The 12,479-nt window shown below is 68.9% G+C and carries 12 protein-coding genes; 6 read left to right on the top strand and 6 right to left on the bottom strand.

Features of this window, described 5'->3' with window-relative positions:
• Window positions 1–16 precede the first annotated feature (16 nt).
• Complete coding sequence (locus VV867_RS23325; protein ID WP_328567670.1) at window positions 17–814, bottom strand: hydroxymethylpyrimidine/phosphomethylpyrimidine kinase; 798 nt, start codon at window positions 812–814, stop codon at window positions 17–19.
• A 180-nt stretch (window positions 815–994) separates the two neighbouring features.
• Here VV867_RS23325 and VV867_RS23320 point away from each other — a divergent pair, with 180 nt between their 5' ends.
• From VV867_RS23320 to VV867_RS23310, 3 genes are all read left to right on the top strand, one after another.
• A complete protein-coding gene (locus VV867_RS23320) occupies window positions 995–3,382 on the top strand; it encodes a hybrid sensor histidine kinase/response regulator (RefSeq protein WP_328567669.1) in 2,388 nt (795 codons plus the stop codon).
• Between the two features lie 115 nt (window positions 3,383–3,497).
• Window positions 3,498–4,145: a TetR/AcrR family transcriptional regulator gene (locus VV867_RS23315; RefSeq protein ID WP_109933657.1), complete on the top strand. Its 648-nt coding sequence runs from the start codon at window positions 3,498–3,500 to the stop codon at window positions 4,143–4,145.
• Window positions 4,142–5,791, top strand: coding sequence for an acyl-CoA dehydrogenase family protein (locus VV867_RS23310; protein WP_328567668.1), 1,650 nt, complete (start codon window positions 4,142–4,144; stop codon window positions 5,789–5,791). The genes VV867_RS23315 and VV867_RS23310 overlap by 4 nt, the downstream gene beginning before the upstream one ends.
• A gap of 32 nt (window positions 5,792–5,823) precedes the next feature.
• Here the strand turns inward: VV867_RS23310 and VV867_RS23305 are convergent, their stop codons facing one another.
• A complete protein-coding gene (locus VV867_RS23305) occupies window positions 5,824–6,159 on the bottom strand; it encodes a type II toxin-antitoxin system RelE/ParE family toxin (RefSeq protein ID WP_109933655.1) in 336 nt (111 codons plus the stop codon).
• A complete protein-coding gene (locus VV867_RS23300) occupies window positions 6,159–6,425 on the bottom strand; it encodes a type II toxin-antitoxin system Phd/YefM family antitoxin (RefSeq protein WP_009617373.1) in 267 nt (88 codons plus the stop codon). Before VV867_RS23300 ends, VV867_RS23305 begins: the two co-directional genes overlap by 1 nt.
• Window positions 6,426–6,591: 166 nt before the next feature.
• Between VV867_RS23300 and amn the strand changes: the two genes are divergently transcribed.
• Together amn and deoC are read left to right on the top strand one after the other, a co-directional pair.
• Complete coding sequence (gene amn / locus VV867_RS23295) at window positions 6,592–8,067, top strand: AMP nucleosidase (RefSeq protein WP_089391207.1); 1,476 nt, start codon at window positions 6,592–6,594, stop codon at window positions 8,065–8,067.
• Between the two features lie 84 nt (window positions 8,068–8,151).
• Window positions 8,152–8,910 carry a deoxyribose-phosphate aldolase gene (gene deoC, locus VV867_RS23290; RefSeq protein WP_328567667.1) on the top strand — a complete coding sequence of 253 codons (759 nt, stop codon included), beginning with the start codon at window positions 8,152–8,154 and terminating at the stop codon, window positions 8,908–8,910.
• 312 nt (window positions 8,911–9,222) lie between these two features.
• Here the strand turns inward: deoC and VV867_RS23285 are convergent, their stop codons facing one another.
• Window positions 9,223–10,269 carry an MBL fold metallo-hydrolase gene (locus VV867_RS23285; RefSeq protein WP_328567666.1) on the bottom strand — a complete coding sequence of 349 codons (1,047 nt, stop codon included), beginning with the start codon at window positions 10,267–10,269 and terminating at the stop codon, window positions 9,223–9,225.
• Window positions 10,270–10,364: 95 nt separating this feature from the next.
• Between VV867_RS23285 and VV867_RS23280 the strand changes: the two genes are divergently transcribed.
• On the top strand, window positions 10,365–10,973 hold the full coding sequence (locus tag VV867_RS23280; protein WP_109933651.1) for a pseudouridine synthase: 609 nt from the start codon (window positions 10,365–10,367) through the stop codon (window positions 10,971–10,973).
• A gap of 7 nt (window positions 10,974–10,980) precedes the next feature.
• On the opposite strand, the gene VV867_RS23275 is transcribed toward VV867_RS23280, so the two are convergent.
• Complete coding sequence (locus tag VV867_RS23275) at window positions 10,981–11,184, bottom strand: DUF2788 domain-containing protein (protein WP_109933650.1); 204 nt, start codon at window positions 11,182–11,184, stop codon at window positions 10,981–10,983.
• Between the two features lie 421 nt (window positions 11,185–11,605).
• The gene (locus VV867_RS23270) at window positions 11,606–12,085 is read right to left on the bottom strand and encodes an Lrp/AsnC family transcriptional regulator (RefSeq protein ID WP_009617381.1); all 480 of its coding nucleotides are present in this window, start codon (window positions 12,083–12,085) and stop codon (window positions 11,606–11,608) included.
• Between the last annotated feature and the right edge of the window lie 394 nt (window positions 12,086–12,479).

Genomic DNA, 12,479 nt, shown 5'->3' with positions numbered 1-12,479 from the left:
GGCCTCGGCAGGTGAATCAGGAGCAGAAGTCCAGCGGCAGCCGGCGCGGGACGTACTGGCCGTGGCCGGGGGCCTCGGCGTCGCGCAGGGTGCGCCAGGTGTAGTCGAGGGCGCTGCGCACGGCGCTGGCCAGTTCCTCGCCCAGGGCCAGGCGGCCGGACAGGGCGCTGGCCAGGGTGCAGCCGGAGCCGTGGTAGCTGCCCGGCAGGCGCTGGCAGGTGAAGGTGTGCTGGCTGCCGTCGCGGCCGTACAGGCGGTTGTGCACCTCGGACTCGTCGCCGTGGCCGCCGGTGATCAGCAGGTTGCGGATGTACGGCAGCAGCTTCTCGGCGCACTCGTCGGCGCTGCCCTCGGGCAGTTCGGCGAGGATGCGCGCCTCCGGCAGGTTCGGCGTGGCGATGGCGGCCACCGGGAACAGCCGCTCGCGGATCGCGTAGCCCACCTCGTCCTTGCCCAGGGCGCCGCCGCCGCCGGCGCGCAGCACCGGGTCGCAGACCAGCGGCACGCCGGGCAGCGACTGCATGATCTCGACCACGGTGTCGACCATCTCCACCGAGCCGAGCATGCCCAGCTTGACCGCGGCCACCGGCAGGTCGGCGATCACGGCGTTGGCCTGGGCCAGCACCCACTCGCGGTCGAGCACGCGGAAGTCGGAAACGTTGACGGTGTCCTGGACGGTCAGCGCGGTGACGGCGGGCGCCGCATGGCAGCCTTGGGCGATCAGGGCTTCGATGTCGGCCTGCAGGCCGGCGCCGCCACTGGGGTCGTGGCCGGACAGGCAGAGCACTACGGGACGGGAGGTTGGCGTTTTCATGGCGCGGGAGCTTACCACTAAACCCGGCAGGCGTCGTTTGCCCCGATCCCCGGCGCGGCGCTCCTTGCTCCCCCCGCCGGCGTGCTAAAGTTGGCCGATTCGAAAATCACGCCCACGGGGCGCGCCAACCGCGGGAGATGGGGCTCCCGGGCGCCGTCCGGAGGGGCACTGCGGGGTAGCATGCAGCGCTGGCTGATCCTCTTCCTTCTCCTTCTTTCGCCGCTGGCCGGCGCGGTGGGCTTCGACGAGCACACCAGCCGCCTGCCGCTGGGCCACGCGATCGACGTCTTCGAGGACGTGCGCGGCACCGCCGACATCGCCGACATCACCTCCGCCGCCCTGGCCGACAGCTTCCGCCGCCACGACCGCGACGTGCTCAACGCCGGCTACTCGCGCTCGGTGTTCTGGATCCGCCTGGACCTGGACTACCGCCCGCAGGAGTCCCAGGACCCGGCGCACTGGCTGCTGGAGCTGGCCTACCCGCCGCTGGACCGCCTGGACCTCTACCTGCCCGGGGCCGACGGCAGGTACCAGCTGGCCCAGCGCACCGGCGACACCCTGCCGTTCGCCAGCCGGCCGATCAGCCTGACCAACTACCTGTTCGACCTCAAGCTCGCGCCGGGCAAGCCGCTGCGCGTCTACCTGCGCCTGGAGAGCCAGGGCTCGATCCAGGCGCCGCTGACGCTCTGGTCGCCCAAGGCCTACATGGAGAACCTGCCGGGCAACGTCTACGTGCTGGGCATCATCTACGGCGTGCTGCTGGTGATGCTGGTGTACAACCTGTTCATCTTCGTCAGCGTGCGCGACACCAGCTACCTCTACTACATCCTCTACATCGCCTCCTTCGGCCTCTACCAGGTCTCGGTCAACGGCGCCGGCATCGAGTACTTCTGGCCCAACAGCCCCTGGTGGGCCAACGCCGCCACCCCCTTCCTGATCGGCTCCGCCAGCCTGTTCGGCTGCCAGTTCGCCCGCAGCTTCCTGCATACCCGCGAGCACAGCCCGTGGGTCGACCGCACCCTGCTGGCGCTGATGGCCGTGGGCGCGCTGGTGATGCTGCTGGCGTTCTCGGCCAGCTACGCGCTGTCGCTGCGCCTGGCCACCTACCTGGCCCTGGCGTTCGTGGTGGTCATCTTCAGCGCCGGCATCCTCGCCTGGCTGCGTGGCATGCGCGTGGCGCGCTACTTCATCTTCGCCTGGACCGCCTTCCTCCTCGGCGGGACCATCAACACCCTGATGGTGCTGGGCTTCCTGCCCAACGTGTTCTTCACCATGTACGCCAGCCAGATCGGCTCGGCCCTGGAGGTGGGCCTGCTGTCGCTGGCGCTGGCCGACCGCATCAACGCCATGAAGGAGGAGCGCACGCGCATCCTCCAGGAGTCCAGCCGCAAGCTGGAGCAGCTCAATCTGGAGCTGGCCAACAGCAACCGCCTGAAGGACGAGTTCCTGGCCACCGTCACCCACGAGCTGCGCACCCCCATGAGCGGGGTGATCGGCTCGCTGGAGCTGATGCAGACGGTGCCCATGGACGTGGAACTGGCGCAGTACCAGAAGACCGCCACCGGCTCGGCGCGCGACATGATGCGCATGGTCAACGACATCCTCGCGCTGATCGAACTGCAGGCCGGCAAGCTCTACCCGCGCCGCGAGCCCTTCAGCCTGCGCGGCCTGTTCGACAGCCTGCGCGCCCAGTACGCGCCGCGCGCCGAGGCCAAGGGCCTGAGCTTCGACCTGCAGCTGGACGAAAGCCTGCCCGACACCCTGGAAGGCGACGCCGGCAAGCTGGCCCAGACCCTGGGCTACCTGCTGGACAACGCCATCAAGTTCACCCACCAGGGCGGCGTGAGCCTGCGCGTGGACGGCCAGCGGCAGAGCGACGGCGTCGCCCTGCGGGTGGCGGTGCAGGACTCCGGCATCGGCTTCGAGACGCCGGCCAACGACGCGCTGTACCAGCGCTTCCACCAGCTCGACGGCTCGCTGACCCGCGAGTACGGCGGCCTGGGCATCGGCCTGGCGCTGTGCCGCCAGCTCACCGGGCTGCTCGGTGGCCAGCTGCAGCACCATTCCACCCCCGGGCGCGGCAGCCGCTTCGTCCTCGAGCTGAACCTCGGCCAGCCGGCGCAGGGCTTCAGCGTGCCGCCGCGTCGCGCCGGCGGCCAGGCCCTGCGCCGCCCGGACCAGTGCACGGTGCTGGTGGTGGAGGACAACGCCATCAACCAGCTGGTGATCCGCGGCATGCTGCTCAAGCTGGGCTACCGGGTGCGCACCGCCGACAACGGCTCGGAGGCCATCGACCTGCTGCGCCGCGAGGGCGTCGACGCCGTGCTGCTGGACTGCCAGATGCCGATCATGGACGGCTTCGCCACCTGCCGGGCGATCCGCGCGCTGCCCCAGGGCGGCGAGCTGCCGGTGCTGGCCATCACCGCCCACAGCCACAGCGGCGACCGCGAGCGCTGCCTGGCGGCGGGGATGAGCGACTACCTGGCCAAGCCGGTGAAGTTCGAGGAACTGCAGACCCTGCTGCACGACTGGCTGCTGTGCCAGCCGGCGCTGCCCAGCCACGCCTGATCCGCCACGCGCAGCGGCCGCTGGCCGGAACGCCCGCACCGCTGGCGCAATTCCCCCTATGGCCAAGCCCTGAACCGTGATTCACTGCTTGAAACAGTGAATCCGGATTCAGAGCATGGTCTACCGTCTCACCGAAGCCCGCCTGCAGAAAGATGTGGCGCTGCGCGAGCGCATCCTCCAGCTGGCCCTGGCGCGGGTCGCCGAGGGCGGCTTCGCGGCGCTGACCATGCAGGGCCTGGCCGAAGAGGCCGGCATCGCCACCGGCAGCCTGTACCGGCACTTCCGCGGCAAGGGCGAACTGGCCGCCGAGGTCTTCGCCCGCGCCAGCCAGCGCGAGGTGGATGCCCTGGCCGTCGTCCTGCGCGGCACCGGCGGGCCCGCCGGGCGCCTGGCCCGCGGCCTGCGCCAGTTCGCCCGGCGCGCCTGGGACAGCCGGCGGTTGGCCTTCGCCCTGATCGCCGAGCCGGTGGACCCCGAGGTGGACGAGCAGCGCCTGCTCTACCGCGAGGCCTACGCCGAACTGTTCGGCGAGCTGCTGGAAGAGGGCGTGCGCAGCGGCCACTTCCACTGCGGCCCCACATCATTGATCGCCGCCTGTCTGGTGGGGGCGATCGCCGAATCCCTGGTCGGCCCGCTGTCGCCGCCGGCCCGTGCCGCCCGCGATGCCGGGCAACCCAGCCCGGGCCTGGAGCAAGTCAGCCAGGCCCTCGTCGATTTCTGCCTGCGCGCCGTCGGCGCGCCCCAGCCGGAGGAACAGCGATGAACCTGCACCAGTACGCCGAGACCCACGAAGTCAGCAACCAGGTACCGCCGCTGGATGGCGCCAACCTCTACCGCGTCGACCTGCCGCTGCAGGAGTGGCTGCGCCGCTACGACGGCGGCTGGGCCGAAGCGCGCCTGGACGCCTACGGTGCGCTGGCCGGTGGCCCGCTGATGGCCGCCGGCTTCCTGGCCAACGAGAACAAGCCGGTGTTCAAGAGCCACGACCGTTACGGCCACCGCATCGACCTGGTGGAATTCCACCCGGCCTACCACGAGCTGATGCGCAGCGCCATCGAGGCCGGCATCCCGTCCATGCCCTGGACCGACCCGCGCGCCGGCGCCCACGTCGCCCGCGCCGGCCTGAGTTACCTGCACAGCCAGGCCGAGGCCGGCACCGGCTGCCCGCTGACCATGACCTTCGCCAGCGTGCCGGCGATCCGCCTGCAGCCGGACATCGCCGAGAAATGGCTGCCGAAGATCCTCGCCACCGAGTACGACCCGCGCAACCTGCCGATCGAGCAGAAGGCCGGCGCCACCATCGGCATGGCCATGACCGAGAAGCAGGGCGGCACCGACGTGCGCGCCAACACCACCCGCGCCTACCCGGTGGGCATCCCCGGCCCGGGCCAGGCCTACGAGCTGGTCGGGCACAAGTGGTTCTGCTCGGCGCCCATGTGCGACGCCTTCCTCACCCTGGCCTATACCGACAAGGGCCTGACCTGCTTCCTGCTGCCGCGCCACCGCCCGGACGGCACCCGCAACGAGTTCTACGTGCAGCGCCTGAAGAACAAGCTGGGCAACTGGTCCAACGCCTCCAGCGAGGTGGAGTACCGCGGCGCCCTGGCCTGGATGGTGGGCGAGGAGGGCCGCGGCGTGCCGACCATCATCGAGATGGTGGCCATGACCCGCTTCGACTGCATGGTCGGCTCCAGCGCGCTGATGCGCCAGGCGCTGACCCAGGCCGCGCACCACTGCGCCTACCGCCAGGTCGGCGGCCGCGTGCTGGCCGAGCAGCCGCTGATGCAGAACGTGCTGGCCGACCTGGCCCTGGAAAGCGAGGCCGCGCTGGCGCTGACCATGCGCATGGGGCGCGCCCTGGACCACCTGCATGACGACACCGAGGACAAGTTCGCCCGCCTGGTCACCGCGGTGGGCAAGTACTGGATCTGCAAGCGCGCCCCGGCGATGATCAACGAGGCCGCCGAATGCCTGGGCGGCGCCGGCTACGTCGAGGACACCATCCTCCCGCGGCTGTACCGCGAGGCCCCGGTGAACTCCACCTGGGAAGGCTCGGGCAACGTCCAGTGCCTGGACGTGCTGCGTGCCCTGTCCAAGGAGCCGGGCGTGCTCGACGCGCTGTTCGCCGAACTCGGCGACGGCCACGGCGACGCCCGCCTGGCAGCCTTCATCGGCAACCTCAAGGCCTCCTTCGCCGACACCGCCGACATCCAGTTCCGCGCCCGCCAGCTCACCGAGGACGTGGCAGTGGCCCTGCAGGCCAAGCTGCTGCTGGAAGCCGGCAACGCCACCGTCGCCGACGCCTTCATCGGCAGCCGCCTGGGCAACGGCGGCCGCGTCTACGGCACCCTGCCGCGCGGCACGGACGTCGAAGCGCTGGTGGCGCGGGCCACGCCGCATCTGGCGTGATGCCGATGGCCGGGGGCCGCGAGGCTCCCGGCTCAGCCCAGCAGGCGCCGACTCAGCAGGTGCTGCAGGTCGCGGCGGCCGTCCACTACCAGATAGACGTGAATGTCCCGTTCACGCTGGCGATAGATGATGCGGTAGGGCTTGAAGAACAGCTGGCGGTATTCGCGGATGCCCAGGCTCAGCAGTTCCTTGGGGAAATTGCCGCGCTCCGGTGAGTGACGCAGCTCGCCGATGCATTCCAGCAGCATGCTCAGGACATGAGCCGCATGTTGCGGCCCGTCGAATTCGGCAACGTAGTCGTGGATGGACTTCAAATCGCGTTCGGCGCCCTGCGTGATGAACACGCAATAGGGCGAGTCTGCCCCCATCAGGCGTCCCCGCGCAGGCGTTTCGCCACTTCGTCCAGGGCAGCGAATCGACCTTCCTCGATTTCCTGGTTGCCCAGTGCCAGTAGTTTCAGCAGGGCCAGGGTTTCCTGGGTTTCCTCATAGCTGCGGACGTCCTGAATCACAGCCTTGGCTTCGCCGTTCTGGGTGATGATGAGCGGCTCCTGCTGCTCGCCGAGCTGCTTGAGCACCTCTGCCGCATTGGCCTTGAGGTAACTGATGGGTTTGACCTGGGAGGAGTAGCGCATGGTGGCGGCACCTGGAAGAGTTAAGGACTGAATATAGTCTTTTAATGGTCGCCGGCACAGTAGGAGCCCTCCCGGCCGGATGGGGAACCGAGGACATGATTCAGTCATCCCCTTCCTGCGAATAAGCAGGCAAGATGGAGCTGATCGCTCAGACAGGAAGCCCACCATGAATGCCGAGCTCGGCGACGCTTTCGTCGTCGCCCATACCGCAGAAGAGGCGGTCGACCGCCTTGCCGCCCTGCACCAGCGCGCCACCGGGGCGCTCAGCCAGGCCCTGCGGCGCTACCTGAAGACCCGCGAGCAGCCGGCAGCCGAAGAGCGTGCGCTGTTCCGCTACCCGCTGCTGCGCCTGTCCTACCTGTGCCAGGGCGAGGTGCCCTCGACCACCCGCGCCTATGCCAAGGTGCAGACGCCGGGCAACTACGCCGTCACCATCACCCACCCCGAGGCCTTCCGTAAGTACCTGCTGGAGCAACTGCGGCCGCTGATGGAAGACTTCACCGTGCGCGTCGAGGTTGGCCCCAGCGAGCAGAACATCCCCTATCCCTACGTGGTGGAGCAGGGCGACGAGCTGGCTGGCTCGGGCGTGACTGCCGCCGAGCTGGCGCGGGTGTTCCCCAGTACCGACCTGTCGGCCACTTCCGACGGCATCGCCGACGGCCTGTACCAGTGGGAAGGCGCCGACCCCATGCCGCTGGCGCTGTTCGATGCCGCGCGCACCGACTTCTCGCTGCGCCGCCTGGTGCACTACACCGGCAGCGACTGGCGCTGCGTGCAGCCGTGGATCCTGCTGACCAACTACCACCGCTACGTCGACCAGTTCATCCACATGGGCCTGGAGCGCCTGCACGAGGACCCGCGCTTCGTGCGCATGGTGCTGCCGGGCAACGTGGTGATCGAGCGCGACATGGACCGGGGCGAGGCCAACGCCATCATCGCCGGCGTCGAGTGGCACCGTTTCCAGATGCCGGCCTACCACCTGATCGCCAGCGACGGCGACGGCGTCACCCTGATCAACATCGGCGTCGGCCCGTCCAACGCCAAGAACATCACCGACCACCTGGCCGTGCTGCGCCCGCACTGCTGGCTGATGATCGGCCACTGCGGCGGCCTGCGGCAGTCGCAGACCATCGGCGACTACGTGCTGGCCCATGCCTACATGCGCCGCGACGGCATCCTCGACCGGGTGCTGCCGCCGCACATCCCGATCCCGGCGCTGGCCGAGGTGCAGGTGGCGCTGCAGGAGGCCGCGGCGCTGGTCACCGGCGAGCGCGGCGAGGCGCTGAAGCGGCGCCTGCGCACCGGCACCGTGCTGACCTACGACGACCGCAACTGGGAGCTGCACTGGGCCCAGGAGCGCCCGCTGATCAACCTGGCGCGGGCGGTGGCGGTGGACATGGAGAGCGGCACCATCGCCGCCCAGGGCTACCGCCTGCGGGTGCCCTACGGCACGCTGCTGTGCGTCTCGGACAAGCCGCTGCACAGCGAGATCAAGCTGCCCGGCGCCGCCAGCGCCTTCTACCAGCGCGCGGTGAGCCAGCACCTGGCGATCGGCATCGCCGCCGTCGACCTGCTGCGCACCCAGCTCAACTCGCTGCACTCGCGCAAGCTGCGCAGCTTCGACGAACCGCCGTTCCGTTGACCCCGCGCATGGCCGCGACCCTTTCCCGCCCGCGCGGGGAAGGCCCGTGGCAGGATGGCGCAAAGGCCGCCACCGGAGGACGCCATGGCTGAACCCCTGCAACCGACCCGCGCCGAGCGCGCCGCGCGGGTACTGTCGCTGCTCGATTTGACCTCGCTGAACGCCGACGACGACATGCCGCGCATCGTCCAGCTCTGCCGCCGGGCGCTGACGCCCTACGGCGAGGTGGCGGCGGTGTGCGTCTACCCGCGCTTCGTGCACGTGGCGCGGCGCACCCTCAACTGCTTTGGCGCGCGCTCAGTCAAGGTTGCCAGCGTATGCAACTTCCCCGCTGGCGACGCGCCCCAGGCCGAGGTGGTGGAAGAAGTGCGGCGTACCCTCGCCGAGGGCGCCGACGAGATCGACCTGGTCTACCCGTGGAGGGCGCTGAAGGCTGGCAGGGCCGACGGCGCGGTGGACCTGATCCGCGCCTGCAAGGCACTGTGCGGGCCCTACCACCGGCTCAAGGTGATAGTCGAAAGCGGCGAACTGGGCAACCCCGAGCTGATCCGCACGGCCTGCCGCGAGGCCATCGCCGGCGGCGCCGACTTCCTCAAGACCAGTACTGGGAAGGTGGCCGTGAACGCCACGCCGGAGGCTGCGCGGGTGATGCTGGAATGCATCGTGGAGGCGGGTGGCAAGGTGGGCTTCAAGGCTGCTGGTGGTATTCGTAGCCTGGACGATGCTGAGGTCTACCTGGCTATCGCGCAGGAGATGCTTGGGGATGACTGGATTACATCCGAGCACCTGCGCTTCGGGGCTTCGGCGTTGCTCGATGATCTGTTGGGTGAAATGGCGGCGTGACTTGTGTAGGCGCGAGCTTGCTCGCGAATTGGAATTTACTTCTGGCTACGGTGCTTTGGGGGGACTCCGCTCCCTCTCCCCAGCCCTCTCCCTGAAGGGAGAGGGGGCTAGTCCGTGCCAACGTTGAGGGCGTGCCTCATGGAGAGATCAGGCTCTATGCGAGGTATCAGGGAGAGCTGAAGTACCGGCGCACGCCGAACGGCTCCCTCTCCCTTCAGGGAGAGGGTTGGGGAGAGGGGCGGAGTTCGAATTGGCACCGACGGTTCCGGGAGACTCCGGTCGAGAGCTTCCCGTACGTGAAGGAGATGAGCCCTACCCACCCATCCGCCCCACCAACCATTGCTCCCCCGGCTTGGGCGCCCGAAACGCCTGGCTGTCCACGCCTTGTTCATCCAGCGCCCGGGCCAGGTCGTGGACGGGGGCGAACTGGCCTTCGTCGCTGAGGCGGAAGGTGCCGAAGTGGATGGCCATGCTGCACTGCGACTCCAGGGTGCGGTGGGCCTGCACGGCGTCGTCCGGGTTCATGTGGTGGTGGCGCATGAACCAGCGTGGCTCGTAGGCGCCGATGGGCAGCGCGGCGAAGCGCATCGGCCCGAAGCGTTCGCGGATCAGCCCGAACTCCGGGCCCAGGCCGGTATCGCCGGGGAACAGCACGGGGCCGTCCGCCGATTCCAGCACGAAGCCCAGCCACAGGGTGCGGTTGGTGTCGTAGCGCGAGCGCGCCGACCAGTGCTGCGCCGGCACGCCGGTGAGCAGCATGCCCTCGTGCAGCGGCAGGCTCTGCCACCAGTCCAGCTCGTGCACGTCGACGAAGCCGCAGGCGCGGATCAGCTCGGCGTTGCCCAGGCCGGTCACCACCTTCGCTTCCGGGAAGCGCCGGGCCAGTTCGCCCAGGCTGCCGACGTCCAGGTGGTCGTAGTGGTTGTGGCTGACCAGGATCAGGTTGATCGGCGGCAGTTCGTCCAGGGCCAGGCCCGGCGGATGGTGGCGCTTGGGGCCGACGAAGCTGAAGGGGCTAGTGCGTTCGCACCACAGTGGGTCGGTGAGGATGTTCAGGCCGCGGTGCTGGATCAGCAGGGTGGCGTGGTTGACGTAGGTGATGCGCAACTCCTCGCCGTTGACCCGCGCCGGGGTGTCCGGGCGGCGCTCGGGGCCGGGTTGTTCGATCCAGGCCAGTTGCCTGTCGCGCTCCCGCTGCCACTTGAGGAACTCGCGGAAACCATGGTGCGGCTTGGCGTCCAGGTTGCGGAAGCGCAGGCCGTCGAAGTTCGCGTTCTGTGGGCCGCGGTAGCCGCCGCCAAGGCGGCCGGCGAGGTTGAGCAGGGTGATCAGCCAGGGGGAGCGACGGGCCTTGGGCATGGTGGATGCTCTGCGTGCTCTTGCAGGGGGTGTTGGCACAACCTAGCATGCCGGCCCATGCTTGTGCTCCGCCGACCTGTTGCCGTTTCCTGCCCATGCCCCGTCCGCCTCGTCCCGCCCCCCGTCGTCCCGCGCCACGCCGTGTAGCCAAGGCTCCGCCGGCGCAGCCGCGGCTGATCCTGCTGAACAAACCGTTCGACGTGTTGACGCAGTTCAGCGATGGCGAGGGCCGGGCGACGCTCAAGGACTACGTGCCGGTGCCCGGCGTCTATCCCGCCGGGCGCCTGGACCGCGACAGCGAGGGCCTGTTGCTGCTGACCAACGATGGCCGCCTGCAGGCGCGCATCGCCGACCCCAGGCACAAGCTGCCGAAGACCTACTGGGTGCAGGTGGAGGGTGAGCCGGACGAGGAACAGTTGCAGCGCCTGCGCGAAGGCGTGCAGCTCAACGACGGCCCGACGCTGCCGGCCGAGGCGCGGCGCATCGACGAGCCGCGGTTGTGGGAGCGGGTGCCGCCGGTGCGTTTCCGCAAGTCGGTGCCCACCGCCTGGCTGGAGCTGGTGATCCGCGAGGGGCGCAACCGCCAGGTGCGGCGCATGACGGCGGCGGTCGGCCTGCCGACCCTGCGCTTGGTGCGGGTGCGCATCGGCCCCTGGGGCCTGGACGGGCTGCAGCCGGGGGAGTGGCGCGAGGTGCAGCCCTAGGGCTGGATCAGAAACCGCCTTCCAGGCCGGCGACCACGAAGGACTTGACCAGGAAGCCGAACACGCCGAGGCCGAGGGCGAAGAACAGCACCATGGTGCCCATGCGTCCGGCCTTGGACTTCTTGGCCAGGTCCCAGACGATGAAGGCCATGAACAGGATCAGGGCGGTGACCAGCCCGTACATCATCCAGTCTTCGAAACTCTCGTTCATTGCTGCTCCTGCCCGGCGCGGGCGCTTGAGTGGGGGCCGGAAGGTCCGGCGGTCGCGAGGACGGGCGGCATTATAAGGGCTTGGTCGCTTATTGATCAGCGCTGCTCAGAAAGTGAGCAGAAACTCCTGCGCGAGGGCGGCGAGGGCCGAGGAAGTCCCGTCGCAGCGGGCCTGGCGGGAAATAGTCGAGCGCCGAGCGGTAGCGGCAGGATGCGGGGTGCGCGCATTTGTCGCAGGTCGCGCCGGGTTGCTTTTCGTAGGAGCGGGCCCTGCCCGCGATTCGCGCGCAGGGCGCGCGCCTACAGGGGAACCGCTCCGCCGATGCGCCGGGGCCACGGCCAACGCCAAGGCCAACCCCGGAGCCGCCGGGGATCAAGGTCAAACGGCGGATAACGCCGTAGGCGTTATTCGCCCTACGGCTTCAGCTGCGCAGGTGCTCCAGCGGCAGTTCGGTGCTGGCCATGATGTTGCGCAGCACGAAGCTGGAACGCACGCTGGTCACGCCCTCGATGCGCGTCAGGGTGCCGAGCAGGAAGTGCTGGTAGTGCTCCATGTCCGGCACCATCACCTTCAACTGATAGTCCGCGTCCATCCCGGTGACCAGGCTGCATTCCAGCACTTCCGGGCACTGGGCGATGATCGACTGGAAGTGCTCGAAGCGCTCCGGGGTGTGCCTGTCCATGCCGATCAGGACGAAGGCGGTGAGGCTCAGGCCGAGCTTCTTGCTGTCCAGCAGGGCGACCTGGCGCAGGATGTAGCCGTCGTCTTCCAGTTGCTTGACGCGCCGCGAGCAGGGCGAGGGCGACAGGCCGATGCGCTCGGCCAGCTCCTGGTTGGAGATGCGCGCGTCGCGCTGCAATTCGGCGAGGATTCGCAGGTCGTAGCGGTCCAGTTTGTTCATTGTGGCCTCGGAAATTTATCGGCTTGCACATTCTTATACATTTTTGGGGATTTATTGCGCAACGGATAGTTTTGTGCGCAATCTTCGCAATCCCCTGCCGCTTCGCTCCCCGTAACATGGCTCCAGAAATCACGGCCCGGACCCACACGTCCACGGCGATCCGCCCAATCAGGCGCATCGCGGCCTGCCGACCCGATCGGGTCGACCAGGCCACCGGGCTACGCACCGCCCAGAAGGTGGAGCGAGGTGAGCCGGCGCCAGAAGCGACGAGCCAGGACGGGTTTCCCGAGGGGAGGTCAGTGACCTCCCTTTTTTCTGGTTCTTCGCGGAGTCTGGGGAAAGAGCGGATTGACAGTCAGGGAAGCGGGTAGATTGGCAGTCGCCAAACGAACCA

Source organism: Pseudomonas sp. JH-2, from assembly GCF_036231725.1.
Classification (GTDB): domain Bacteria; phylum Pseudomonadota; class Gammaproteobacteria; order Pseudomonadales; family Pseudomonadaceae; genus Pseudomonas; species Pseudomonas delhiensis.
This window is presented reverse-complemented; position numbering and strand designations above follow the sequence as displayed.

Excerpts from the sequence above, each read along its gene's own strand:
- deoC (WP_328567667.1), top strand. The coding sequence starts at position 8,152 with ATGGCTGAACCCCTGCAACCGACCCGCGCCGAGCGCGCCGCGCGGGTA.
- VV867_RS23320 (WP_328567669.1), top strand. The coding sequence starts at position 995 with ATGCAGCGCTGGCTGATCCTCTTCCTTCTCCTTCTTTCGCCGCTGGCC.
- VV867_RS23305 (WP_109933655.1), bottom strand. The coding sequence starts at position 6,159 with ATGGGGGCAGACTCGCCCTATTGCGTGTTCATCACGCAGGGCGCCGAA.
- VV867_RS23300 (WP_009617373.1), bottom strand. The coding sequence starts at position 6,425 with ATGCGCTACTCCTCCCAGGTCAAACCCATCAGTTACCTCAAGGCCAAT.
- VV867_RS23270 (WP_009617381.1), bottom strand. The coding sequence starts at position 12,085 with ATGAACAAACTGGACCGCTACGACCTGCGAATCCTCGCCGAATTGCAG.
- VV867_RS23310 (WP_328567668.1), top strand. The coding sequence starts at position 4,142 with ATGAACCTGCACCAGTACGCCGAGACCCACGAAGTCAGCAACCAGGTA.
- VV867_RS23280 (WP_109933651.1), top strand. The coding sequence starts at position 10,365 with ATGCCCCGTCCGCCTCGTCCCGCCCCCCGTCGTCCCGCGCCACGCCGT.
- VV867_RS23325 (WP_328567670.1), bottom strand. The coding sequence starts at position 814 with ATGAAAACGCCAACCTCCCGTCCCGTAGTGCTCTGCCTGTCCGGCCAC.
- amn (WP_089391207.1), top strand. The coding sequence starts at position 6,592 with ATGAATGCCGAGCTCGGCGACGCTTTCGTCGTCGCCCATACCGCAGAA.
- VV867_RS23285 (WP_328567666.1), bottom strand. The coding sequence starts at position 10,269 with ATGCCCAAGGCCCGTCGCTCCCCCTGGCTGATCACCCTGCTCAACCTC.
- VV867_RS23315 (WP_109933657.1), top strand. The coding sequence starts at position 3,498 with ATGGTCTACCGTCTCACCGAAGCCCGCCTGCAGAAAGATGTGGCGCTG.
- VV867_RS23275 (WP_109933650.1), bottom strand. The coding sequence starts at position 11,184 with ATGAACGAGAGTTTCGAAGACTGGATGATGTACGGGCTGGTCACCGCC.